This window comes from Streptomyces colwelliae, assembly GCF_048158785.1.
Lineage (GTDB): Bacteria > Actinomycetota > Actinomycetes > Streptomycetales > Streptomycetaceae > Streptomyces.
In genome coordinates, this window is sequence record NZ_JBLTJC010000158.1 from 1 (window position 1) to 22,891 (window position 22,891).

Here is a 22,891-nt window from a genome sequence, read left to right on the forward strand (position 1 = left end):
CGACACCGTCACTTCGCCTACGACCGTCCCATCGCCGGTGCGTCCGATGTACCGCGTGACCGGCCGACGGGTGATCCGTTCGGAGTGGTCCAAGTTCTGGTCGCTGCGCTCCAGTTGGATCACGCTGCCGCTGTGGGAAGGGCTGCGTACGGCGGGGGTGCGCGGATGACGGCCGAGGCGGTCGCGGCCGGCGGGGAGACCGCTACCGTCGCCGCGCTCTGCCGGGTGCTGCGTGACGAGCTGTCCCTCGCCGTCGTCACCAATGACATCTACACCCGTGAGGACGCCGAATTCCTGTTGCGGGAGGCCGTGTTGCCGCCCGAGCGGATCACCGCCGTGGAGACCGGGGCCTGTCCGCACACCGCTATCCGGGACGACATCTCCGCCAACCTCGAAGCCGTTGAGGATCTGGAGGACGAGGTCGGGCCGTTGGATCTGATCCTTGTCGAGTCGGGTGGGGACAATCTCACCGCGACCTTCTCCAAGGGGCTTGTCGACGCGCAGATCTTCGTCATCGACGTGGCCGGCGGGGACGACATTCCGCGCAAGGGCGGGCCCGGTGTCACCACCGCCGATCTGCTCGTCGTCAACAAGACCGACCTCGCGCCGTACGTCGGGTCCGATCTGGGGCGGATGGCCGCCGACGCCAAGGCGCAGCGGGCCGAACTGCCCGTCGTCTTCCAGTCGTTGAGGACAGAGGCGGGGGTTGGCGATGTCGCCGGCTGGGTGCGGGAGCGGCTTGCCGCGTGGGTCGCGTGATCGTGAGCGGGGTGCGGGCCACCGCACGGATCGTGGCCCGGGAGGACGGGCGGGGCGGTACCGCGCTGCCCGTGTTGGAAGGGGACGGGCCGCTCGCGTTGCGGCGGACCCGGGGGACGGGGGCCGAGGCTCAGGTCATGCTCGTCGGGGCCATGAGCGGGCCGCTCGGTGGTGATCACTTCGCCGTCGAGGCTGGTGTTGAGTGTGGGGCTCGACTGCGGGTGGGATCCGCCGCCGCGACCATCGCTCTGCCGGGGCAGGCGAAGGGGGAGTCGCGGTACGACGTGCGGCTCAGGGTCGGTGAGGACGGTGAACTGCACTGGCTGCCCGAGCAGTTGATCTCCGTGCGCGGTAGCGACCTGCGTGTCACGACCCGCGTCGACCTCGCCGACTCCGCCCGGCTCGTGCTGCGCGAGGAGCAGGTGCTCGGGCGCGCCGGTGAGGAACCCGGACGGCTCACCAGCAGACTGGCGCTGCGGATCGCCGGACGGACCGTCCTGGACCAGGAGTTGGCCTGCGGGCCCGGAGCGCCGGGCGGCTGGGACGGGCCCGCCGTCCTCGCGGGGCATCGCGCTGTGGGGCAACTCGTCGTCGTACGGCCGGAGTTCGCCCGGGAGCCGGTCGCGGCCCGGATGCTGGGGGAGTGTGCGGCCCTGATGCCGCTCGCCGGGCCCGCCGTGCTGGTGACGGCCGTCGCGGCGGACGGGCTGCGGCTGCGGCGGGTGCTGGACGAGGCGTTGGCGTCCCTCGGGTGAGTATCCGCTGAGCGGTGCGCGAGTTTCCGCTTATCGGATTGGTAAAGAAGGTCAACCGCCTCTGTTCTCAGGTGCCTCACAGCCGCGAGGATCCTCCGAGACCATTTCGCAACGATGTACGGGGAGGGGCCCACTTGAGGCACAACAGACCGAAGAGCCGGGTGATGGCGTTCGGTTCGGCCGGATTCGCCGCGGCGGCACTGATAGCCGGCGCCGTGGTGGCACCCGCGGCCAACGCGCAGACCAGCCAGAACGCCGGGTACGGGCAGGACCGCGCGGCCGCCCAGGGCGCCGCGCTCACCGCCGCCCGCGCCGCCAAGGCCGGGATCGACTGGCAGGACTGCCCCGCCGACTGGGGCTTCGCGAAGCCGGTCCAGTGCGGCTGGGTCACCGTGCCGATCGACTACACCAAGCCGAACGGCAAGAAGATCAAGCTCGCCGTCGACCGTGCGGTCAGCACCGGCACCGCGGCGGAGCGCCAGGGCGCGCTCGTCTACAACCCCGGCGGTCCGGGCGGCTCCGGAATGCGTTTCCCGCTCCGGGTCACCACCAAGAACCCGCTGTGGGTCAACACCTCCAAGGCGTACGACTTCGTGGGCTTCGACCCGCGCGGTGTCGGCCACTCGGCGCCCATCTCCTGCATCGACCCGCAGGAGTTCGTGAAGGCGCCCAAGGCGGACCCGGTACCGGACAGCACGGCCGACAAGAACGCGCAGCGCAAGCTGGCCCGTGAGTACGCCGACGGCTGCGCCGAGCGCACCGGCCGCACCATGCTCGCCCAGATGACCACGCCGAACACCGCGCGCGACCTCGACGTCATCCGCGCCGCCCTCGGCGAGAAGAAGCTCAACTACCTGGGCGTCTCCTACGGCACTTACCTCGGCGCGGTCTACGGCACGCTGTTCCCGAGCCACCTCCGCCGCATGATCGTCGACAGCGTCGTCAACCCGGCGCAGGACAACATCTGGTACGAGGCCAACCTGGGCCAGGACGTCGCCTTCGAGGGCCGCTGGAAGGACTGGGAGGACTGGGTCGCCAAGAACGACGCGGCCTTCCACCTCGGCACCACCCGCGCCGCCGTCCAGGCCAAGTGGCTCCAGCTGCGCGCCACCGCCAAGAAGAGCCCGCTCGGCGGGGTCGTCGGACCGGCCGAGCTGCTCGGCTTCTTCCAGGGCGCCCCGTACTACGACTCCTCGTGGGTGCCGGTCGCCACCGCGTTCAGCAAGTACGTCGCCGGTGACCCGCAGCCGCTGATCGACGCGGCCTCGCCCGACATGTCGGACACCGCGGGCAACATCTCCTCGGAGAACGGCAACGCCGTCTACACGGCCGTCGAGTGCACCGACGCCAAGTGGCCCACCAGCTGGGCGAAGTGGGACAAGGACAACACGGCGCTCAACAAGCAGTACCCGTTCCTGACCTGGTCCAACGCCTGGATGAACCTGCCGTGCGCCACTTGGCCCGTCAAGCAGCAGTCCCCGGTCAAGGTCAAGACCGGCAAGGGTCTGCCGCCCGTCCTCATCGTGCAGTCGCAGCGCGACGCCGCCACGCCGTACGAGGGCGCGGTCGTCCTGCACAAGAGCTTCAAGGGCTCCCGGCTCATCACGGAGAAGGACGCCGGTTCGCACGGTGTGACCGGTCTGGTCAACCCGTGCATCAACTCCCGTGTCGACGCCTACCTGTTGACCGGCAAGCTCGACAAGGCCGACTTCACGTGCACCCCGCACGCGACGCCGGTGCCGTAAGCAGCATGCGGTAAGCAGCAAGCCGTAGGCAGCAGTTGTACGTGACGAGGGGCGGCCGGTTCTGAACCGGCCGCCCCTTTGTCACTTCGCCAGCCAGGCGTCCTCGGCCGCGTAGTCGAAGAGGTCGCCGTACGCGGCGAGCATCTTCGGGTACGCCTCGCGCCAGTCCCGTCCGGCCAGTTGACCCTCGATCCAGGCGACGGTCTCCGGCAGTGTCTCCGCGTACCGGGCCACCGGGCGGTAGCCCAACTCCCGCTCCGCGGCGGACATGTCGCACACCACGGGCGTCGGCACCGACCAGGGCGTCTCGCCCACGGTGGCGGACGGAGCCGGGCCGTCCACCAGCACGCTCTCCGCCTCGACGCCCATCACCGCGTCGATCGCGGCGGCGATCTCCGCCACCGTCGGCGCGTCCGGATCCACGGCGTTGAGCACCCGGGCACCGGGCCGCGAGGCGGCCAGCCGGATCAACTCCGCGATGTTGCGGACACCTGCCGGGTGGAAGCGGCTGCGTCCGCCGTAGGGCAGGACGCGCCGGGGCCGGCCGTCCAGGTTGCGCTTGACGAAGTAGAGCTCGCGCGGAGTTTGGCAGTACGGTCCGTGGATCGCGCCCGCGCGCAGCAGTGTGGTGGCCAACTGGCCGCCCGCGGCGAGGAGTTCGTGCTCCAGACCGGCCTTGCGCGTGCTGTACGACGCCTCGCCCGGCCGGATCGTGCGCTGGTCCTCGGTGATCGGCACCGGGTACACGGGGAAGCCGTCGGGTTCCTGCTGGGTGTCGAAGGTGCGGCCCTTGTCGTCCTCGTAGACCGACAGGCTGGAGACCACCACCGCCGAGCCGACCCGGTCGGCGAGCGAGGTCAACTGCCGTGCGTGCTCCGGCCCGTAGGCGACCACGTCCACCAGGACGTCGCAACCGTCGCCGACCACCGTGGAGAGAGCCTTGTCGTCCTCCCGGTCGGCCCGTGCGACGCGTACACCGTCGGGCCAGTCCCGGTCCCGCCCGCCGCCCCGCGAGACGGTCGTCACCTCCCAGTCGTCCCTGGCCAGCGCGCCCACGGCGACCCGCCCGATCTGTCCCGTCGCTCCGATCACCACAGCACGTCTCATGCCGGGACGATACGACCCGTACGGCCTTCCGCGCCCGGCTGTTCTGCCGACAGCAGACGGCTAACTCAGCGGCAGGCGTGGGAACTTGCGTTCCTTCGCCGCTGCCGCCTCCTCAGCCTTGGCGACGGCCGCGTACTGGTCGACGTACTCCTGCTCGGAGAGCATGAGGATCGCGTACATGATCTCGTCGGTGATGGCGCGCAGGATGGCCTTCTCGTTCTCCATGCCGGCGTAGCGGGAGAAGTCGAGGGGCTTGCCGAAGCGGATCGTCACGGGGTGGATGTTGGGGATGACCTTGCCGGGCGGCTGGGCCTCGAAGGTGCCGATCATCGCGCAGGGGATGACGGGGACCTGGGCCTTGAGGGCCATGACCGCGACGCCGACCTTGCCCTTGTAGAGGCGGCCGTCGTGTGAGCGGGTGCCCTCCGGGTAGATGCCGAGCAGCTCGTCCTTGCTCAGGACGCCGAGGCCCTCGCGGATCGCGGCCTGGCCCGCCTCCTTGCCGGAGCGGTCGACCGGGATCTGGCCCGCGCTGCGGAAGAAGGTCGCGGTGAGGCGGCCGCGGATGCCGGGGCCGGTGAAGTACTCGGCCTTGGCGAGGAAGGTGATGCGGCGCTTGAGGACCGCCGGCATCAGGAAGTGGTCGGCGAACGACAGGTGGTTGCCGGCGACGATCGCCGGGCCCTCCTCCGGTATGTGGTCCAGGCCCTCGATCCGGGGGCGGAAGGCCAGCCTGAGCAAAGGCCCCAAAATGACGTATTTCAGGAGGTAGTAGAACAAGGGGGGTCGCTCCTCACTCCGGCGGGTCGGCTCGACCGACCTGTTCTCGCAGGTCACCCGGTACCTCGTGAGCTGCCAGTGTAGGGGCAGGTGTCGCTGGGTGGAACCGGTGGCGATCAGGCCGCCGCCGGGTACGACGGAGGGCGGCGAGATCTCCTCGCCGCCCTCCAACGCTCAACGAAACGGGGTCACATGGACGCCGTCATACCCCTGGCGCGCGACCGGCGCCGGTACAGCGCGAACGCGGTGGTCGCACCGACCGCCGTGACCAGACCGGCTCCCACGGCGACCGGCAGGGCCGTGGCGGACGTCGTGCCGCTGTCCGCGACGTTCTGCGCCTTCAGGTCCTGGACGTACGCCGGGTACGGGGCCGTCGTGGCCGTCGACGACGTCTGCGTGTAGTGCGGGATCCGCTTGACCGACTTCACCGAGCCGTTCGCGTTCAGCAGCACCTGCTTGTTGTTGGGGTGCCGGAAGTCGAACATGTTGGCCAGGCTGCCCGCCCGCTGATCGAAGGACGCGTCACCGATGCGGCCCGTGTGCCAGTTGTCCTCGATGAACTGCGTGATCGACGCCTGCTCGGTGGCGGTGTGATCGATCTTGTTGACCTTGCTGTACGGCGAGACGACCAGCAGCGGCTGCCGGGTACCGGGACCGCAGCGGTCCGCGTAGCCGCCCTTCGCGGCCGGACCGGACTGGCAGGCCGGGCTGTCCGTGGCCTTGCTGTTGGAGCCGACGGTCGAGTCCGTGGAGCCGTTCAGGACCTTCGAGGAGACGTGGTCGTACCAGCCGTCGGAGTCGTCGTAGGCGAGCACGACCGCCGTCGACTTCCACTCCGGCGACTTCTGAAGGGCGTTGATCTCCTTGATCAGGAAGTTCTGCTCGTCGGCCGGGTCGGAGTAACCGGCGTGCCCGTCCTGGTACTCGGCCGCCTTCAGGAAGCTCACTGCCGGAAGGCTGTCGGCCTTCAGCGCGGCGTCGAAGTCGGTCAGGTCGTAGTTGTGGTTCGCCCGGCCGTTGTGCCCGATCTCGGCGACGGACTTCGGCGCCAGGTGGTGCGGGTTCGACGTCGACTTGTAGTACTCGAACGGCGAGTGGTGCGGGCTGTAGTCCTCGGAGGCCGCACCGCCGACGTTGGTGTGGGTGGTGCCGGCGCACTTGGCGTAGTCACCGCTCTTGCCGTCCCACGCGGTGCTGGGACGGAAGCCGCCCTGGAACCAACCCCAGCTCACGTTCTTGGAGTTGAGCAGGTCGCCGATGTTCTTGCCCTGCATCTCCGCGAGCGCGCTGGTCGCGGTGTGGTCCTTGTCCGAGCAGTCGTCGAAGGCCGGGTCGGGGTCGTTGATGACCGTGCCGACGCCCTTGGCGTTCGGGGAGACCACGGCGTACGAGTCCGGCGTCGTCGTCTGCTTCGGGTTCTCGGTGCCGGAGGCCGGGTCGACGGAGATCACGCCGTGCGTCTGACCCGAGATCAGGTTCAGCGCGCCGGGCGTCGAGGGACCGTAATTCGAGCTGAAGGAACGGTCGTTGAGGGCGTACTGCTGGGCGTAGTTCCACATGCCCGTGACGGTGTTGCCGTCGTAGTAGTCCATCACCAGGCCGGGCTCGCCGAAGAGGCCGGTGCACTTGTTGACCTCGGTGTTCTCGACGTACTTGTCGGCCTTGCCGCCGTCGGCCGCGTACTGCTCGGGACCGTAGGAGTGGTTCTGGTCGCAGGTCATCACCTGCGAACTGCTCAGCCGTGTGGGCGTGTAGAGGTTCGGGTTCTTCTTCAGCAGCCCGGCGTTGAGCAGGTTGTCGGCCTTCGGCGTGTGCGCCGCGGCCTTGAACTTGGTGCCGTCCGTGTTCGCGGCCTCGGGGTAGGTGGCGAAGTAGTGGTCGAACGAGATGTTCTCGTCGTAGATCACGACCACGTGCTTGATCGGCGTCGACGTGTGCGTGCCGCCCGAGGGCTGGTGGCCGTTCGAGGCCGCCGACGCGGGGACGGCCCCGCCCGCGGTGGCCAGGGCCGCGGCGCCGAGCAGGGCGCCCACGCGCGTCAACCGGCGTCGTGCACCGGGGTTTCTTCCTTTGCCGATCATGCTGTCTCGCCTTCAGGGAGCAGTGGTTCTGCTGTCACGCCGTCCGTGGCCGTGACACCTATGGCCGAAGCCTCGGCAATGGTGACGGCGGGGCGGGGGAGGGGCAATGACGTGAGAGCGAACGCCCGGTCAGGAAATTCTCATGGTCTGTTGGCCTGTTCTTGACCCGTGTCTCAGATCGGCGATGTCTCAGGTCTGAGCTGCCTCAGGTCAGCAGGGTGCGGCCCAGCCAGTCGGACGTGTCCCGCACCCCGGGCAGCGCGAAGAAGTAGCCGCCGCCGTACGGCGAGATGTAGTCGACCAGCGGTTCACCGGCCAGCCGCTCCTGCACCTTCACGAACTGCCGGGCCAGGTCCTGCTGGTAGCAGCAGAACAGCAGGCCCATGTCGAGGTTGCCGTTGCTGTCCATGCCCCGGTCGTAGTTGTAGCCCCGGCGCAGGATGCGCTGATCGGCGCTCTGCGTGGTGCGCGGGTTGGCGAGCCGGATGTGGCTGTCGAGCGGGATCACATCGCCCTGCGGATCCTGCGCGAAGTCGGGCGTGTCCTTCTCGTGGCGTCCGTCCAGCGGGGCGCCGGTGTCCCGGGCGCGGCCGAACATCCGCTCCTGCTCGGTGATGGAGACCCGGTCCCAGAACTCCACCAACATCCGGATCAGCCGTACGACTTGATAGCTGCCGCCGGTCGCCCAGTCCGGTTCGCCGCCGCTACTGCCCACCCACACAAGGTCGTTCATCGCGCGGGCGTCCGTCACCTCCGGGTTGGCGATGCCGTCCTTGAACCCCAGATGGTTGCGCGGGGTGCCCGAGGGGCGCGGCGGACTGATGAACCCGTCCGTCCGCCACCGCACTTGGAGGCCACCGCGCGTGTGCCGGGTGACATCGCGCAGCGCGTGCAGCACGGTGTCCGCGCTGTCGGCGCAGAACTGCACACTCACATCGCCGTGACACCAGGCGGAGTTGAGATCGTCGTCGGGGAACGAGGGCATCGCGGTCAGGCGGCGGGGCGTGAGCTTCGCGAGCCCGTAGCGGTCGTCGAAGAGGGACGCCCCGACGCCGACGGTGACGCTGAGCCGATCGGCGGGGAGGTCCGGGCCGAGCGTGCCCGAGTCGGCGGGTGGCGCGGTGATGCCGAGGTCAGCCGGGCTGCCGCCGGTGGTGAGGAAGCGGGCCCGGTCGGTCAACGTCCGTAGCAGGTCGGTGAGTTCGGACCGATCGGCGGCTGTCGTGTCGAAGGAGACGAACGCCGTGGCGCGCTGCGCGGGCGTGATGATCCCGGCCTGATGGAGCCCGTGGAAGGGCACGGTCGCGGCCGACGTACGTACGGCAGCCTCGGCGGCACCACGATCGGCGGCGACAAGACCGCCCCCGGCCACGGCTGCCGCACTCGCCAGGAAACCCCGGCGGCCCACCTCGTTCACGCGCTTCACGCGGTCCTCCGTACGTCCGTGAGGGCGGCCACGTCGGCCAGCCGCTCCACCAGTCCACCGAGGTCGGCGTCGACCTTCTCCCTTTGCGGACGGGTGAGTTGAGCCAAGGGCGTCCACTTCCCGGAGTGATCGAGGCCGTCCAGGGTGTGCTGGGCCCGGTCCATCCACGTACCGAGTTCGGCGAACCCGGCGTCCCGTTTCTTCAGCAGCGGGCGCAGATACCCGATGAGCACCCGGGTGCCGTCGAGGTTGGCGCGGGCGGTGGCGAGGTTGGTGCCGCTGCCGTAGTCGGTGCGGCCGGTCAGCTCGAACTGCACGGTGTTCTCCAGGATCTCGTGCGCGCGCAGACCGGTGTCGGCCGGATCCATCCGCTCGGTCGGCCAACTGCGCTCCAACGCGTGGACGTCCTGGGCGAGTTGATCGGCGGGACCGCGCAGCCCGCTCGCCGACTCGCCGTGCCACAGCCCGTACTCGACCCGGTGGAACCCGGTGAACCCGGCGTCGTGCACCCCGCCCGCGAGCCCGGCCGTGGTGCCGTTGATCGCGCCGTCGGAGTCACCGAAGGTGCCGTAGGCGGCGCCCATCCGCTCGTAGACGAGATGAGCGGGAAGCCAGGCTTTTCGTGCCGCCGCGAGGTCGCCACGGTCGACGGCGGTACGCAACACGTCGGTCTTCTGGGCGAGTTCGACGGTCCGGGCCTGAATCCACTTCTGGTAGGCGAGAGTCGGCGGGATGAGTTCCTGCTGCGTGATGGGCACGGCGGCCGGCCCGCTCCTCACCTTCGAGCCGCTGATCCGCACGGTCCGTCCGGTCACGGCGTCCGCGTCGTCGGGCAGACACTTGAAGGCGTACGAACCGTTCCCGAGGGTGACTCCGAGCGGCCGGACGGTACCCGGCGCGAGCCCCTCGACCTCGCCGTAGACCGCGCCGGTCTTCGCGTCGGTGAGATACACCTCGGCGGCCGTACTGGACGTGTTGTGCAGCTCGAAGACTTGATGCCCCGCCTGCGGATGCGTCCAGCCGCTCCCGCACCCGGAGGTCGCGACCTCGACGGTGGTGTGGGGGAGCCCGTCGGCGGCAGTGGCCTTTTTGTCCGCCGAGCCGGAGCCGCCAGCCGCGAGCACGCCGGCGACCACTGCCGCTACGGCGACCAGGGCACCGGTCGCGAGCAGCACGGTGCGGCGGCGGGCGGTACGGGGCTGGTCGGCATGGGGCTCGGGCGTGGGCGGGGTCAGCTCCGAGGCCGGGATCGGAGCTGGCTCGGCATCGGCATCGGCTTCGGCGCCGTGCGCGGGTTCGGGCACGCCGGGCCTCCAGGGGGAGTCGTACGAAAGATGGCGGTGCCAGCGATCTTATGAGGGCGCTACGGCCCCCACCTCGTCCCTTGACCCTGTTCTGACCGGAGGGCGGGCGAGAATTCGCCCGGGGTTCACCGGACGGTCCGTGACCGCCACGGTGTGCTGCGCCGGCGTGCACGGTGGGCTACGGCGGGGCTGGGAGCCTCTGTGCGTTGGTCAAGGTCGAAGACCAGTAGGTTCGTGCGGTCGAGGGTGGGGCCGAGCCGGAGGGGTGCGCATGAACGACAGACAGGTCACGATCAAGCTCACGAGTGACGAGGCACTGGTGCTGTCGCACTGGCTGGAGAGGCTTCAGATGACGGACCTCAGCCGCGTGGTCGACGATCCGGCGGTCTGGGCGCCGATCCATCGAATCGCCGGAACGCTGGACGTGGCTCTTCCTGAACTGTTCGCCGCCGACTACGACCAGCGACTTGAGGCCGCTCGACAGCGACTTCGACCGGAGGACTGACCGGCCGGTCTGAAGGTGCCGTCGCGGAGCCGACGCAGACGGTGTGACGGGGGACGGGGGACGACCCGCAGGAAGCATCCATGGCCTTCGCCGAGTGTGGGCGGCCTTGGCCCGGGCTCGATCCCGGTCGGGGAGCATGAGACCGTCTGGTCGTGCCGGAGATGACGAGTGGGCTGGAGGAGGCCTTGGCCAGGGCCTCGTCCCCTTCATGGTCGCAACGTGTTCGTGCCGGGTGTGACCTCGCCCCCTTCGCTGATGTGCCTGAGGCCGCAGACGCGTTGGTGAGGCTGCTGCTGGACGCCGAGGACTCGGCGGTGACCCGGCGGACGGCGGCGGCGTTGGCCCGGGTGGGGACGGTGGCCGCGGCGAGGCTTGTCGCTCTCGCGGGTGCCGAGGCCGACGACAGCCAGGCCGACTGGATACAGACCGGGGTGCAGGACGTGCTCGGGAGAACGGACGGTTGGCCGGACGTCGCAGCGGATTGACACGACCCGGCAGCCGGTCGGGGTCGGTCGGGAGCACCCGTGCCCGCCCTCGGCCGGACCGGGTGGCGCCGCCGGTGTCCGGGAACAACCCGGCCTTCTTCGGCGCTGCTCCTGATACCTCGCCGGGTACTCAGGGAAGGGTCGTGGAGGAGATGAATCGGTCAGGGCAGGAGCCGCTCCCGCCGTCAGGTGAAGCACCGTTGGTGACCACCTGCGGCCGACAGGTCGCGGTGAAGCGGCTGTTGCTGGCGATCCCGGAACGGCCGATCAGCCGGGTCACCCTGGACGTGGGCCCCGTCGTGCGCGGCGAGCCCGGACTCTGGGCCTCACTCACCGTCGCCGAGGCCCGCGACCTGGCCCGCCGCCTCCTCACCCAGGCCGCCCTGGCCGACACCGGAACCGGCACCGGCACTCCTGCGGAGCAGAACGCGGTCGGTAAGTAGCCTTCGCCGACCGGGAGTTACGTGCAGCAATGCGGGCCTGGCTGGACCGGTTCACGTGCGTCGGTCCAGCCGCCCCCCCCCACACACACCTCACCCCTCTTGGGAGTTGCGCGTATCCCCGCAGGCCTGGCCGGACCGCCCCCCGTCCGCCGATCCAGCCAGCCCCGACAGCTCACGCAGGTTCACGCCCCCTGCGTCAGCACCCTCTCCAACGCGCCCACTGCCGACCGGAGTTCGTCCGCCGTGATCGTCAGCGGCGGCGCCAGCCGGATCGTGGAGCCGTGCGTGTCCTTGGCCAACACGCCCTCGCGCATGAGGCGTTCGCTGATCTCGCGCCCCGTGCCGATCGCCGGGTCGACGTCGACGCCCGCCCATAGACCGCGTGAGCGGAAACCGACCACGCCCTTGCCGACCAGTTCGGTCAGGCCGTCCCGCAGTACCACGCCCAACTCCGTGGCCCTGCGCTGGAATTCACCGGTCTCCAGCAGCTCGACGACCGCCGTGCCGACCGCCGCGGCGAGCGGGTTGCCGCCGAACGTCGAGCCGTGCTCGCCCGGGTGTAGTACCCCCAGTACCTCGCGCCGCGCGACGACCGCCGACACCGGCACGATCCCGCCGCCCAGCGCCTTGCCGAGCAGCAGCATGTCCGGGACGACACCCTCGTGCTCCACCGCGAGCGTGCGACCGGTGCGGCCGAGCCCCGACTGGATCTCGTCCGCGATGAACAAGCAGCCCTTGCGGCGGGTCAGTTCACGCACGCCGGCCAGATAGCCCGCGTCCGGGATGATCACCCCGGCCTCGCCCTGGATGGGCTCGATCAGCACCGCCGCCGTCGTCTCGTCGACCGCCGCCTCCAGCGCGGCGAGGTCGTTGTACGGCACGATCCGGAAGCCGGGAGTGAAGGGACCGAAGCCCGCCCGCGCCGTCTCGTCCGTGGAGAAGCTGACGATCGTCGTCGTACGGCCGTGGAAGTTCTCCGCCGCGACGACGATGGTGGCCTGGTCGGCGGGGACGCCCTTCACGTCGTAGGCCCATTTGCGGGCCACCTTGATGCCGCTCTCGACCGCCTCCGCGCCGGTGTTCATCGGCAGCACCATGTCGAGGCCGGTCAACTCCGCGAGCCGCTCGGCGAATTCGGCAAGCTTGTCGTTGTGGAAGGCGCGCGAGGTGAGCGTCAGCTGGTCGAGCTGGCGGTGGGCCGCCTCGATCAACGCGGGGTGGCGGTGGCCGAAGTTGAGGGCCGAGTAGCCCGCGAGCATGTCGAGGTAGCGGCGGCCCTCGACGTCCTCCACCCAGGTGCCCTCGGCGCGGGCGACGACCACCGGCAGCGGGTGGTAGTTGTGCGCGAGGACCGGCTCCTCGGCGCGGATGAGGTCGGTGGACGTACGGGCACTGGCGGGTGCGGTCATGAGCGGATCTCCTGGGTGCAGCACTTGATGCCGCCGCCGGCTTTGTGGAACTCCGACAGGTCGACGGGGACGGGGACGTAACCGTGGTCGGCGAGGCGCGAGGCCAGTGCCTCGGCCTGGGGCGCGATGAAGACGTGCAGGCCGTCCGACACGGAGTTGAGGCCGAACGTCATCGCGTCCTCACGGGTCGCGAGCACCGCGTCGGGGAACAGTCGCGCCAGCACCTCGCGGCTACCCGGCGAGAACGCGTCCGGGTAGTAGCAGATGTTGTCCTCGTCGAGGACGAACAGCGCCGTGTCCAGGTGGTAGAAGTACGGGTCGACCAGCGTCAGGCTGATCACCGGGACGCCGAAGAACTCCTGCACCTCGCGATGGGCCTCGCGGGTCGTACGGAAACCGGTGCCGGCCAGCACATAGCGGCCGGTCGGGATCAGGTCGCCCTCGCCCTCGCTCACCGACTCGGGGCGGTGGACGTCGTAGCCCGCCGCCTTGAACCACATGTCGTAGTGGTCGGACTCGGGGCGCCGCTCGGGCGCGTGGAAGAGGGAGCCGAAGACGCGGCCGTCGACGACGACCGCCGAGTTCGCGGCGAAGACCATGTCCGGGAGGCCGGGGGCCGGGGGCACGGTGTCCACGGTGTGGCCGTGGGAGCGGTAGGTGTCGATCAGCGTCCGCCATTGCTCCTGGGCGAGATCGACGTCCACCTGGATGTCGGGATGCATCCAGGGGTTGATCGCGTACTGCACGGCGAAGTGTCTGGGTTCGCAGACGAGAAAGCGCCGCCGGCGCCGCACACGGGTGTCGGGCACAGAGGGGTCCCTCCGCTTCCTGTGATGACGACTGGGGTTGACACCACGGTAGGAAACGACCTATACGCCCGACAAGCGATGAGCGCTGCGTGTCTACGCAGGAACGCTGCGTCTTTCCTGCCCTCAGCGCACGTCTGATGCGTCTCCCGGTGCCGGGTGGGTCGCGCCCGCTTCCGGGCTTTCCGGGAGGAGGTGGGACAGCACCATCACGCTGATCGTCTTCCGGATGAACGGCTCCTGCCGGATGCGCTCCAGGACCTCCTCGAAGTGGTCCACATCGGTCGCCCGGACGTGCAGCAGCGCGTCCGCGCCACCGGTCACCGTCATCGCCGCGGTGATCTCCGGATGGTTGCGCACCACCTCCGCGAGCCGCCTGGGGGGCGCGGCGCCCTCGCAGTACACCTCCACGTACGCCTCCGTGCGCCAGCCGAGCGCGGACGGCTGCACGGTCGCCGTGAACCCGGTGATCACACCGGTCTCCCGCAGCCGGTCCACCCGCCGCTTCACCGCCGTCGCGGACAGTCCGATCGCCGCGCCGATCTCGGCGAAACTGGTCCTGGCGTTCGCCATCAACGCGGTGATGATCTTCCGGTCGAGTCCGTCGAACGGAGTGGTCCTGCTGTTCATGTCGGCACTGTATCCAGCGCGAACGTCCACGCCCGGTACATGTCCAGGCGTACGAATTACTCCTACACTCCACGTTCATGCTGCGCGCCCTCGCCGTCGACGACGAACGCCCCTCCCTGGAGGAGCTGCTCTACCTGCTCAACGCCGATCCACGCATCGGCAGCGCGGAGGGCGCGGGCGACGCGACCGAGGCGCTGCGCCGTATCAACAGGGCCCTGGAATCAGGCCCGGACGGACCGGAAGCGATCGACGTCGTGTTCCTCGACATCCAGATGCCCGGCCTCGACGGCCTCGACATGGCACGGCTGCTGACGGGTTTCGCGCAACCGCCGCTCGTCGTGTTCGTCACCGCGCACGAGGACTTCGCCGTACAGGCCTTCGATCTCAAGGCAGTTGACTATGTGCTGAAACCCGTTCGCAAGGAACGGCTCGCGGAGGCCGTGCGCCGGGCCGCCGAACTCGGCGGCTCCGCACCCCGGATACCCGTGCACGAACCCGACCCCGACCACATCGCCGTCGAACTCGGCGGCGTCACCCGCTTCGTGGCCGTCGACGACATCACCCACGTCGAGGCACAGGGCGACTACGCCCGCCTGCACACCGACAGGGGCAGCCACCTCGTCCGCATCCCGGTGTCCACCCTGGAGGACCGCTGGCGTGCCCGCGGCTTCGTCCGCATCCATCGCCGCCATCTCGTCGCCCTGCGCCACATAGGCGAACTCCGCCTGGACGCAGGGACGGTGAGCGTTCTGGTCGGCGGCGAGGAACTCCAGGTCAGCCGCCGCCACACCCGCGAACTGCGGGACCTGCTGATGCGGAGGTCATGACGATGCCCCAGGACCCCACCGAACGCAGGGTCGTCGTCACCGGCCCACCCCGCCGCACCCGCCGCGCCTCCGGCTACTCCCGCCCGCGCACCGAGATCGACGAACAGACCACCCTCGGCCACACCTACGTCCGCTCCCTCATGCGCACCCAACTCCGCGCCGCCCTCACGGTGTTCGCGGTCCTCGTGCTGCTCGTCGGCCCCCTGCCCCTAGTCTTCGCGGCCACCCCGGACTCCCACCGCCTCGAATGGCTGGTCCTCGGCTTCTGCCTCTACGCCCCGCTCGTCCTCCTCGCCCTCTGGTACGTGCGCCGCGCCGAACGCAACGAACGCGACTTCGTACGCCTCGTAGAGGACCGCTGAGCCGGGTGAACTCCAGCTACGCGGTACCGGCGGTCGCCCTCGTCGTCGTGGCGACGGTCCTCGTCGGCGCCTTCGGCCTGCGCATCTCCCGCACCACCTCCGACTTCTACGTCGCCTCCCGCACCGTCGGCCCCCGCCTCAACGCGGCCGCCATCAGCGGCGAATACCTCTCCGCCGCTTCCTTCCTGGGCATCGCGGGACTGGTCCTCGTACAGGGCCCGGACATGCTCTGGTATCCGGTCGGCTACACGGCCGGATACCTGGTGCTGCTGCTGTTCGTCGCCGCCCCACTGCGCCGCTCCGGCGCCTACACCCTCCCCGACTTCGCCGAGGCCCGCCTCGCCTCGCACGCCGTACGACGCCTCGCCGGGGCCTTCGTCGTCGGAGTGGGGTGGTTGTACCTGCTGCCCCAACTCCAGGGCGCCGGGCTCACGTTGACCGTCCTCACCGGGGCGCCCGACTCGCTCGGCGGCCTGATCGTGGCGGTCGTCGTGGTCGCCACCGTCGCGGCCGGAGGCATGCGCAGCATCACCTTCGTCCAGGCCTTCCAGTACTGGCTGAAGCTCACCGCGCTGCTCGTCCCCGCCCTCTTCCTGATCCTCGCCTGGCAGAGCGACGGAGCGCCCCGGCGCGCCTTCGAGGAACCGGCAACGTTCCGTGAACAGCGGGCAGTTCGGGTCGACGAGACGCTCGACCTCAGGCTCGACCACCCCCTCACGGTCACGGTGACCGGCAAGGTCGACGGCCACACGCACGACGCCACGAAGCTCCAACTCCCCGCCGGCACCCACCACATCGAGCGCGGCACCCGCCTCACCTTCGCCAAGGGCACCCCCGTCCCCGTCGCCGACCGCGGCACCAACGGCGGCATGTCGACCTCGCTGGCCGCGAGCCGCGAGGAACGCCCGCTGTACGCGACGTACGGCCTCATCCTCGCCACCTTCCTCGGCACCATGGGCCTGCCCCACGTCGTCGTCCGCTTCTACACCAGCCCGCACGGCGTCGCCGCCCGCCGCACCACGGTCGCCGTCCTCGGCCTGATCGGCGCCTTCTACCTCCTCCCGCCCGTCTACGGCGCCCTCGGCCGCCTGTACACCCCCGAACTCACCCTCACCGGCGACGCCGACGCGGCCGTACTCCTGCTGCCCGACCGCATGATCGGCGGCGTCGGCGGCGATCTGCTCGGCGCGCTGGTCGCGGGCGGCGCCTTCGCCGCGTTCCTGTCCACCGCGTCGGGGCTGACCATGGCCGTCGCGGGTGTCCTCACCCAGGACGTCCTTCCTTCGCGCGGAGTACGGCACTTCAGACTCGGCACGGTCCTCGCCATGGCCGTACCGCTGGCGGCGAGCGTCCTCGTCGGCGGGCTGCCCGTCGCCGACGCCGTGGGGCTCGCGTTCGCCGTATCGGCGTCCTCCTTCTGCCCGTTGCTGGTTCTCGGCATCTGGTGGACGCGGCTCACCCCGCCCGGCGCGGCCGCCGGGATGCTGGTGGGCGGAGGGTCGGCGTTCGTCGCCGTGGCCGCGACCATGGCGGGCTTCCCGGGCACGGGCCCACTGCACGCCCTGCTCGCCTGGCCCGCGCTCTGGTCGGTGCCGCTGGGGTTCCTCACCATGGTGCTGGTGTCCCTGGCCACGCCGGGCCGGGTGCCGACGGGAACGGCGGCGATCCTGGCGCGGTTCCATCTGCCGGAGGAACTGCGGGCGGAGGTGAAGGCGTGACGAGACTCCAGGGCGTCCTTGGCGTCGCCGCGAGCGGATCGCCCAACTTCCTTACGGAGGCGGGCACATGAGCGGATTCCTGGCCGGCCTCTGTGTCGCCGTACTCCCGCTGCTGGCCGCCGGGTTCTGGCTCGGGCGGCGCACCGCACGGCCCGCGAGCCTCGGCGGGCTCGGCACCCCGGTCGAGCACGCCACCTTCCAGACCCTGCACACCGCGTCCCTCGCCGCGCCCCCGCTGCGCGCCGGCCTGACCGAGGAGACGGCCCGCCGCTCGGCCCGCAGACTGCGCACGCTGCTCGGCACCGACGCGCTCTGCTTGACCGACCAGAAGCAGGTCCTCGCCTGGGACGGCGTCGGCGACCATCACCGGGCCGAGATCATGGAACGCCTCGCGGGCCCTCTGGAGACCGGCCGCGGCGAGGCGTTCCGGCTCAACTGCGACGCTCCCGACTGCCCGTTGCGCTGGGCGGTGGTCGCCCCGCTCACCGTCGACGACCGGGTCCACGGCGCGCTGGTCGCCTGCGCACCACGCGAGTCCGCCGTCCTCGTCCGAGCCGCCGGAGAGGTCGCCCGCTGGGTTTCCGTACAACTCGAGTTGGCGGACCTGGACCAGTCCCGCACCCGCCTGATCGAGGCCGAGATCAAGGCACTTCGGGCCCAGATCTCCCCGCACTTCATCTTCAACTCGCTCGCGGTGATCGCGTCCTTCGTCCGCACCGACCCTGAGCGCGCCCGTGAACTGCTCCTGGAATTCGCCGACTTCACCCGCTACTCGTTCCGCAGGCACGGCGACTTCACCACCCTCGCCGACGAACTCCACGCCATCGACCACTACTTGGCGCTGGTCCGGGCCCGCTTCGGCGAGCGCCTGTCGGTCACCTTGCAGATCGCCCCCGAGGTGCTGCCGGTGGCGCTTCCGTTCCTGTGCCTCCAGCCGCTGGTCGAGAACGCCGTCAAGCACGGCCTGGAGGGCAAGGCCGTGACCGCCGCGGGCAAGAGCCGTATCAGCATCACCGCGCAGGACGCGGGCGCCGAGGCGCTCGTCGTCATCGAGGACGACGGCGCCGGCATGGACCCCGACCTGCTCCGCCGCATCCTCGCGGGCGAGGTCAGCCCCTCGGGCGGCATCGGCCTGTCCAACGTCGACGACCGGCTCCGCCAGGTCTACGGCGACGACTACGGCCTCGTCATCGAGACCGCCGTAGGAGCGGGCATGAAGATCACCGCCCGGCTGCCGAAGTACCAGCCGGGCGTGCACTCGGCGAGCCGGCGGAGTGGGGAATAGCGCGTCAGGTGCTGCGCGTGGCCACCATCCCGAGGGTGATCAGCCCGAGCACGACCCAGCCGAACCACAGCCAGCCGTTACTCCCGAGCGCCACCGTGTAGGCGGTCACCACTACGAGTCCGCCGACGGTGATCACCCCCATGGTCTTCGTGGAACCGGGCATCGCAACACCCTCCTCATGGTTCGTCCCTCTCCATGGTGCCCCCGTTCTGCTTCCGAACGGCGCACACGACGAAATGTGTGCCCGACTTCCATGGACCGTTGCTGGTCCAGGAGGCCGCCTCGTACACCGACGGATCGAAGCCGTAGTCGGCCGGCGGCACGTCCCGGGCGCACACCGCGTCCGACCGCGTACGGGCCTGGGCCAGCGTGACGCCCGCGCCCAACCGGGTGAACCCGACCACCTCCTGGTCGTGCTCGCCGGTACAGGAGACCAGACTCGCGGCCCGGTCCGAGGGCACGTCCAGACAGTCCCGCTTCTGCATCGTCGACGTGTCCGCGAACGCCGACCCGAGGGCGCGACGGCTGCCGAGCGGCCCGTAGACCGGCCCGTGCGCGCCCAGCACCAGACACGCGGTCCGGTGTCCGGCGGCCTCGAAACCGGCATCGGTCGGTACGACGGCGAGGCCCCGCACGTCCGCGAGCCTCCCCCGCATCCCCCGCGTCCGCCGCGCACACCGGTCCGCCCCGGCCTTGCGCGCCTCACTCGCGGACGCGGTGGACACGAACGCCATCACCTGCCCGTCCGGCACCGAGTTCCGGCACGTGGGGTCGACGGCGAGCCGTGGCGTCCCTTGGAAGAGCTTCCCACCGGGCCAGTCGGCGGTGACACAGTCGCCGTCCTTGAGCGGCGCGGAGAGCCCGATCGCTGTGCCGTACGGCGGGCTGTCCTTCTCCGTGCTCGTGTTGTCGCCGGGCGGCTGGTGGGCCATCGCGTACCAGACGCCGCCCAGGGCGAGGGCGAGCCCGAGCAGGCCCGTGAGGACGGCCTGGCGGAGCCGGGGACGGGGGCGGCGGCGCCGGCCGGTGGGGGAGTGCGACGCAGGTGGCTCCCCGGTGAACGGTATCGGTGCCGCCACCGGCTCCAGCACGGCCTGGCCCTCCCACGGCGACTGCGAGCCGAGGTCGGTCTGGGTCCGGGCGTACGCCCCCGCCCCCGGGTCCGTCTGCGGCGTCACGATCCGCGCCAGCGCCGCCTCGGCCTCCGCCGCCGGAATCCGCCGTAGCGGATCCTTCTCCAGCATCGCGTGGAGCACCGGGGCGAGGGCGCCCGCGCGGACCGGGGGCAGCGGGTCCTCCATGACCACCGCGGTGATCTCCGCGAGCGGCGACTCGCGCACGAAGGGACCGTGGCCCTCGACGGCGTGGTACAGCGTGCAGCCCAGCGAGAACAGGTCGGCGGCGGCGGTCGGCGGCCCGCCCGTGGCCCGCTCCGGCGCGAGATAACCCGCAGTGCCGACGAGCACGGACGTCAGCGTGTACCGCGTCTCCCCGGCGTCCGGCTGCACCGAGATGCCGTAGTCGGTGAGCAGGACGCGGGCGTACGGCGAACCCGTGCGGTCCGGCGCGAGCAGGATGTTCGCCGGTTTCACGTCCCGGTGCATGACGCCCCGCTGGTGCCCGGCGGTCAGCGCGTCCAGTACGGCGAGCCCGATGCGGGCGCACTCCGCAGGGGCCAGTGAGCCGTACCGGGCGACCATGTCGCGCAGGTCCACCGCGTCCGCCACGTACTCCATGACGATCCACGGCAGCCCCTCGTGCTCCAGCACGTCGTGCACGGTCACCACATGTGGGTGCCCGCGCAGCCCCGCCGCGTTCCGTGCCTCGGCCCGGGCCCGCGCGACCCGGGCCTCCCGCTCGGCGTCGGCGTAGGCCGGGTTGCTGAACACGATCTCCTTGAGCGCGACTTCACAGGCCAGCCTCTGGTCATGTGCGAGCCACACATGTCCCATACCGCCACTGCCCAGCTGGTTCAGCAGCAGATAGCGGCCGGCGATGACCCGGCCCACTCCCGAGGTCGGCGATCCCTGAGGCATGCGGAGTCCTCCTTCCGGGGCCGCGTCACGTCTCGGCTGTTGTCGTGGGCGTGCCGGTGACCGGGGCGCCGCTCGTCACGGAGGCGCCGGCGGTGACGGGCGCGCTGCTGGTCACGGGAGCACTCGTCACCGGGGCGCTGCTGGTGACCGGTGCGCTCGTCGAGGGCGAGTGGGTCACCACGGAGGGCGTAGCGGTCGTGGGCGAACCGCTCGACGGCGGCGGGTCGGACGGCGGTGGCGATGACGGCCGTGCCGAGGGCGGTGACGAGGACGTGGGCGGCGGCGGAGGGGCCGTCGAGGGCGGTGCCGTGGACGTCGGCGGACGCAGCGTCGGCCCGGCGGACGTCGGACCCGGGGGAGTGGAAGCCGAGCCCCCGCTCGTCCCGTCGGCCACGCTCAGCAGGACGTACTCCCCGAACCGCAGCTCGGTCCCGGCCGGCGGATCGGTCGCCGTGACGTGCGCGTCGTCGGACGGCAGCGCGTTCCCGCCGTACCCGACGGCCAGACCACTGCTCACCAGTCGCCGCCGCGCGTCCCCGAACGTCGCCCCCGCGAGGTCGGGCACAGCGTGCTGCTTCCGGGTGTCGAAGGCGGTGTCGTGCTTGCCGGTCGTACCGACCGGACGCTCGATACCGCGGTCGGGATCGTCGACGTCGACGAGAGCGAGCCCCTCCACCTTCTGGGGCGCTGGACGCACGGCCACGACCGAGGACGCGCGATATCCGTTCCACTTCTTGTTGCCGTCCTCGAACTTGACGGAAATCCGGCTCGCGTCGCCCTTGAAGGGGCGCAGCGGATTTCCGCACGAGCACTTCGCGGCGGGTTCTCCCCGCTCGTCGACGAGAATCGCGATTCCCGCCTGGAGAAGGGAGTTGTAGGGCGTGGCCTTTCCCTTTTTGTAGTCGTGGTTCTGTACGAGAGTGTCGTGACGCAGGAGTACGGGTGTGAGCCGATCCAGATAGGCCGGAATCTCGTCCGTGCTGATACCCGGCACGCCCGACCAGGCGACCGCCTTCTGATGATTCGCGGGATCGGTCAGGAACCTCTTGAGCTTCGCCACGTCACACACGGTCGGCTTCTTGGTGCCCCCGTACAGACCAGGCGTGTCCCCCTGCTGCAAGCTGCCCCGCACCGGCATAGAGCGGACCTCGGCGTCCTGGCCCAGTCCTTGTTTCTCGTCGAAGAAAGGCGCGAGCGACGGAACTCCGGCGGTGACCGCCTGCACGGCGAACGTATGTGCGCTCTCACCGCATCCGCTCAGTCCACTCACGACCAGGACACACACGAGCAGCACGGCGATCCTGCGGATCACCGGAATTCCGGTCCTTTGCACAACAGCGCGAAATGTCATTACCGCTCCCCCCGGTGGCGGTTCCCCCATCGCGCTTTATGCTACTGAACGAAATTGCCGCTCAGTTGCCGCATGTGTTCAATTGCCTCGTGTGTTCAATGAGGCCAAATAGGCGTTGTACGCCTCGAGTTCCTTGTCGCCGTCCCGGTCGGCGGCCCGGTCCTGGCGCTTGGCCTGCCGCTGTTCCGAGCTGTACCACTGGAACAGCAGGGCGATCAGCACCAGCACGGACGGGACCTCGCTGAACGCCCAGGCGATACCGCCGGCCGCGTTCTGATCGGAGAGCGCGTCGATGCCGAGCGAGGCGGGCGGGTTCTTGAACGTCTGGACCATCGGCTCCGACGCCATCATCAACGCGATGCCGAAGAACGCGTGGAACGGCATCCCCGCGAACAACTCCAGCATCCGCATCAGATAACCCGGCCGGCTGGGCCCCGGGTCCACACCCATGATCGGCCAGAAGAACACCACGCCCACGGCCAGGAAGTGCACCATCATCGCGATGTGCCCGGTCTTCGACCCCATCAGGAAGTCGAAGATCGGCGTGAAGTACAGCGCGTAGAGGCTCGCGATGAACAACGGGATCGTGAACGCGGGATGCGTGATGATCTTCATGTACCGGCTGTGCAGGAACATCAACAGCAGCTCACGGGGCCCCTTGCGCCCCCGGGCCGCCGGGGGCAGCGCGCGCAACGCCAGGGTGATCGGGGCGCCGAGCAGCAACAGGATCGGCGACAACATGCTGATGACCATGTGCTGCACCATGTGCACGCTGAACATGACCATGCCGTAGTCGTTGAGCTTGGTGCACATCACCAGCCCGATGGTCAGCACACCGATGACGTAGGAGATCGTCCCTGTCGGATTCGAACCGACGACCTACGCATTACAAGTGCGTTGCTCTGGCCAACTGAGCTAAGGAGGCCTGCGCCTGCACGATGTCGCACACGGGCACGGCACCGCTGCCGACGGCCCCGGCGATCCTGGCCGCCGTCTCGTACGGGGTGAGCGCGCTGGTGTCGACGAAATGGGCGTCGGCGGTGACCGTGACCGGCAACATCCAGTTCAGCGCCATGA

The 22,891-nt window shown here is 70.1% G+C and carries 21 protein-coding genes and 2 pseudogenes; 11 read left to right on the plus strand and 12 right to left on the minus strand.

Annotated features, from left to right (window positions below; translation table 11 throughout):
• Positions 1-46: 46 nt before the first annotated feature.
• The 4 genes and pseudogenes from ACNFOC_RS28880 to ACNFOC_RS28895 all read left to right on the plus strand — a co-directional run.
• A pseudogene (locus ACNFOC_RS28880) lies at positions 47-133 on the plus strand (ABC transporter permease); the annotation flags it as partial.
• 32 nt (positions 134-165) lie between these two features.
• On the plus strand, positions 166-759 hold the full coding sequence (gene ureG, locus ACNFOC_RS28885; RefSeq protein ID WP_416962014.1) for an urease accessory protein UreG: 594 nt from the start codon (positions 166-168) through the stop codon (positions 757-759).
• Positions 747-1,514, plus strand: coding sequence for an urease accessory protein UreD (locus ACNFOC_RS28890; RefSeq protein WP_416962015.1), 768 nt, complete (start codon positions 747-749; stop codon positions 1,512-1,514). Before ureG ends, ACNFOC_RS28890 begins: the two co-directional genes overlap by 13 nt.
• Before the next feature lie 164 nt (positions 1,515-1,678).
• The gene (locus tag ACNFOC_RS28895) at positions 1,679-3,259 is read left to right on the plus strand and encodes an alpha/beta hydrolase (RefSeq protein WP_416962031.1); all 1,581 of its coding nucleotides are present in this window, start codon (positions 1,679-1,681) and stop codon (positions 3,257-3,259) included.
• 81 nt (positions 3,260-3,340) lie between these two features.
• Here the strand turns inward: ACNFOC_RS28895 and ACNFOC_RS28900 are convergent, their stop codons facing one another.
• From ACNFOC_RS28900 to ACNFOC_RS28920, 5 genes are all read right to left on the minus strand, one after another.
• Positions 3,341-4,366 carry an NAD-dependent epimerase/dehydratase family protein gene (locus ACNFOC_RS28900; RefSeq protein ID WP_416962016.1) on the minus strand — a complete coding sequence of 342 codons (1,026 nt, stop codon included), beginning with the start codon at positions 4,364-4,366 and terminating at the stop codon, positions 3,341-3,343.
• 60 nt (positions 4,367-4,426) lie between these two features.
• Positions 4,427-5,146 carry a lysophospholipid acyltransferase family protein gene (locus tag ACNFOC_RS28905; protein WP_416962017.1) on the minus strand — a complete coding sequence of 240 codons (720 nt, stop codon included), beginning with the start codon at positions 5,144-5,146 and terminating at the stop codon, positions 4,427-4,429.
• Between the two features lie 188 nt (positions 5,147-5,334).
• Positions 5,335-7,227 carry a phospholipase C gene (locus tag ACNFOC_RS28910; RefSeq protein WP_416962018.1) on the minus strand — a complete coding sequence of 631 codons (1,893 nt, stop codon included), beginning with the start codon at positions 7,225-7,227 and terminating at the stop codon, positions 5,335-5,337.
• Positions 7,228-7,432: 205 nt separating this feature from the next.
• A complete protein-coding gene (gene efeB, locus ACNFOC_RS28915) occupies positions 7,433-8,653 on the minus strand; it encodes an iron uptake transporter deferrochelatase/peroxidase subunit (protein ID WP_416962019.1) in 1,221 nt (406 codons plus the stop codon).
• Positions 8,650-9,957 carry an EfeM/EfeO family lipoprotein gene (locus tag ACNFOC_RS28920; RefSeq protein WP_416962020.1) on the minus strand — a complete coding sequence of 436 codons (1,308 nt, stop codon included), beginning with the start codon at positions 9,955-9,957 and terminating at the stop codon, positions 8,650-8,652. The genes efeB and ACNFOC_RS28920 overlap by 4 nt, the downstream gene beginning before the upstream one ends.
• A gap of 271 nt (positions 9,958-10,228) precedes the next feature.
• On the opposite strand from ACNFOC_RS28920, the gene ACNFOC_RS28925 reads away from it, so the two are divergent.
• The 3 genes from ACNFOC_RS28925 (at position 10,229) to ACNFOC_RS28935 (ending at position 11,390) form a co-directional block, all read left to right on the plus strand.
• The gene (locus ACNFOC_RS28925; RefSeq protein WP_416962021.1) at positions 10,229-10,462 is read left to right on the plus strand and encodes a hypothetical protein; all 234 of its coding nucleotides are present in this window, start codon (positions 10,229-10,231) and stop codon (positions 10,460-10,462) included.
• 257 nt (positions 10,463-10,719) lie between these two features.
• The gene (locus ACNFOC_RS28930) at positions 10,720-10,947 is read left to right on the plus strand and encodes a hypothetical protein (protein ID WP_416962022.1); all 228 of its coding nucleotides are present in this window, start codon (positions 10,720-10,722) and stop codon (positions 10,945-10,947) included.
• A 203-nt stretch (positions 10,948-11,150) separates the two neighbouring features.
• Positions 11,151-11,390, plus strand: a complete 240-nt coding sequence (locus ACNFOC_RS28935) for a hypothetical protein (RefSeq protein WP_416962023.1) — start codon at positions 11,151-11,153, stop codon at positions 11,388-11,390.
• A 182-nt stretch (positions 11,391-11,572) separates the two neighbouring features.
• On the opposite strand, the gene rocD is transcribed toward ACNFOC_RS28935, so the two are convergent.
• The 3 genes from rocD to ACNFOC_RS28950 all read right to left on the minus strand — a co-directional run bounded on the left by rocD (position 11,573) and on the right by ACNFOC_RS28950 (position 14,235).
• A complete protein-coding gene (gene rocD, locus ACNFOC_RS28940) occupies positions 11,573-12,799 on the minus strand; it encodes an ornithine--oxo-acid transaminase (protein ID WP_416962024.1) in 1,227 nt (408 codons plus the stop codon).
• Positions 12,796-13,608: a dimethylargininase gene (gene ddaH / locus ACNFOC_RS28945; RefSeq protein ID WP_416962025.1), complete on the minus strand. Its 813-nt coding sequence runs from the start codon at positions 13,606-13,608 to the stop codon at positions 12,796-12,798. Before ddaH ends, rocD begins: the two co-directional genes overlap by 4 nt.
• Before the next feature lie 123 nt (positions 13,609-13,731).
• Positions 13,732-14,235 (minus strand): Lrp/AsnC family transcriptional regulator, encoded by a 504-nt coding sequence (locus ACNFOC_RS28950; RefSeq protein WP_416962026.1) that lies wholly within the window; start codon positions 14,233-14,235, stop codon positions 13,732-13,734.
• Positions 14,236-14,312: 77 nt separating this feature from the next.
• Between ACNFOC_RS28950 and ACNFOC_RS28955 the strand changes: the two genes are divergently transcribed.
• The 4 genes from ACNFOC_RS28955 to ACNFOC_RS28970 all read left to right on the plus strand — a co-directional run bounded on the left by ACNFOC_RS28955 (position 14,313) and on the right by ACNFOC_RS28970 (position 18,427).
• Complete coding sequence (locus ACNFOC_RS28955; RefSeq protein ID WP_033278248.1) at positions 14,313-15,062, plus strand: LytR/AlgR family response regulator transcription factor; 750 nt, start codon at positions 14,313-14,315, stop codon at positions 15,060-15,062.
• 2 nt (positions 15,063-15,064) lie between these two features.
• Positions 15,065-15,424: a hypothetical protein gene (locus ACNFOC_RS28960; RefSeq protein ID WP_043669057.1), complete on the plus strand. Its 360-nt coding sequence runs from the start codon at positions 15,065-15,067 to the stop codon at positions 15,422-15,424.
• A gap of 5 nt (positions 15,425-15,429) precedes the next feature.
• A complete protein-coding gene (locus ACNFOC_RS28965; protein WP_416962027.1) occupies positions 15,430-17,142 on the plus strand; it encodes a sodium/solute symporter in 1,713 nt (570 codons plus the stop codon).
• Positions 17,143-17,209: 67 nt separating this feature from the next.
• Complete coding sequence (locus ACNFOC_RS28970; protein ID WP_416962028.1) at positions 17,210-18,427, plus strand: sensor histidine kinase; 1,218 nt, start codon at positions 17,210-17,212, stop codon at positions 18,425-18,427.
• Between the two features lie 4 nt (positions 18,428-18,431).
• Here ACNFOC_RS28970 and ACNFOC_RS28975 read toward each other — a convergent pair whose 3' ends face one another.
• The 4 genes and pseudogenes from ACNFOC_RS28975 to ACNFOC_RS28990 all read right to left on the minus strand — a co-directional run.
• Positions 18,432-18,590: a hypothetical protein gene (locus tag ACNFOC_RS28975; protein WP_019070924.1), complete on the minus strand. Its 159-nt coding sequence runs from the start codon at positions 18,588-18,590 to the stop codon at positions 18,432-18,434.
• Positions 18,591-18,603: 13 nt separating this feature from the next.
• A complete protein-coding gene (locus ACNFOC_RS28980) occupies positions 18,604-20,463 on the minus strand; it encodes a serine/threonine-protein kinase (RefSeq protein ID WP_416962029.1) in 1,860 nt (619 codons plus the stop codon).
• A 25-nt stretch (positions 20,464-20,488) separates the two neighbouring features.
• A complete protein-coding gene (locus ACNFOC_RS28985) occupies positions 20,489-21,775 on the minus strand; it encodes a DUF6777 domain-containing protein (protein ID WP_416962030.1) in 1,287 nt (428 codons plus the stop codon).
• Between the two features lie 117 nt (positions 21,776-21,892).
• A pseudogene (locus tag ACNFOC_RS28990) lies at positions 21,893-22,678 on the minus strand (cytochrome c oxidase assembly protein); the annotation flags it as partial.
• Positions 22,679-22,891 lie beyond the last annotated feature (213 nt).

What these genes read in the sequence shown, in the direction of transcription:
- ACNFOC_RS28980 (WP_416962029.1), bottom strand. Translation starts at nt 20,463, where the DNA reads ATGCCTCAGGGATCGCCGACCTCGGGAGTGGGCCGGGTCATCGCCGGC.
- rocD (WP_416962024.1), bottom strand. Translation starts at nt 12,799, where the DNA reads ATGACCGCACCCGCCAGTGCCCGTACGTCCACCGACCTCATCCGCGCC.
- ACNFOC_RS28955 (WP_033278248.1), top strand. Translation starts at nt 14,313, where the DNA reads ATGCTGCGCGCCCTCGCCGTCGACGACGAACGCCCCTCCCTGGAGGAG.
- ACNFOC_RS28910 (WP_416962018.1), bottom strand. Translation starts at nt 7,227, where the DNA reads ATGATCGGCAAAGGAAGAAACCCCGGTGCACGACGCCGGTTGACGCGC.
- ACNFOC_RS28975 (WP_019070924.1), bottom strand. Translation starts at nt 18,590, where the DNA reads ATGCCCGGTTCCACGAAGACCATGGGGGTGATCACCGTCGGCGGACTC.
- ACNFOC_RS28970 (WP_416962028.1), top strand. Translation starts at nt 17,210, where the DNA reads ATGAGCGGATTCCTGGCCGGCCTCTGTGTCGCCGTACTCCCGCTGCTG.
- ACNFOC_RS28895 (WP_416962031.1), top strand. Translation starts at nt 1,679, where the DNA reads ATGGCGTTCGGTTCGGCCGGATTCGCCGCGGCGGCACTGATAGCCGGC.
- ACNFOC_RS28950 (WP_416962026.1), bottom strand. Translation starts at nt 14,235, where the DNA reads ATGAACAGCAGGACCACTCCGTTCGACGGACTCGACCGGAAGATCATC.
- ACNFOC_RS28925 (WP_416962021.1), top strand. Translation starts at nt 10,229, where the DNA reads ATGAACGACAGACAGGTCACGATCAAGCTCACGAGTGACGAGGCACTG.
- ACNFOC_RS28900 (WP_416962016.1), bottom strand. Translation starts at nt 4,366, where the DNA reads ATGAGACGTGCTGTGGTGATCGGAGCGACGGGACAGATCGGGCGGGTC.
- ACNFOC_RS28960 (WP_043669057.1), top strand. Translation starts at nt 15,065, where the DNA reads ATGCCCCAGGACCCCACCGAACGCAGGGTCGTCGTCACCGGCCCACCC.
- ureG (WP_416962014.1), top strand. Translation starts at nt 166, where the DNA reads ATGACGGCCGAGGCGGTCGCGGCCGGCGGGGAGACCGCTACCGTCGCC.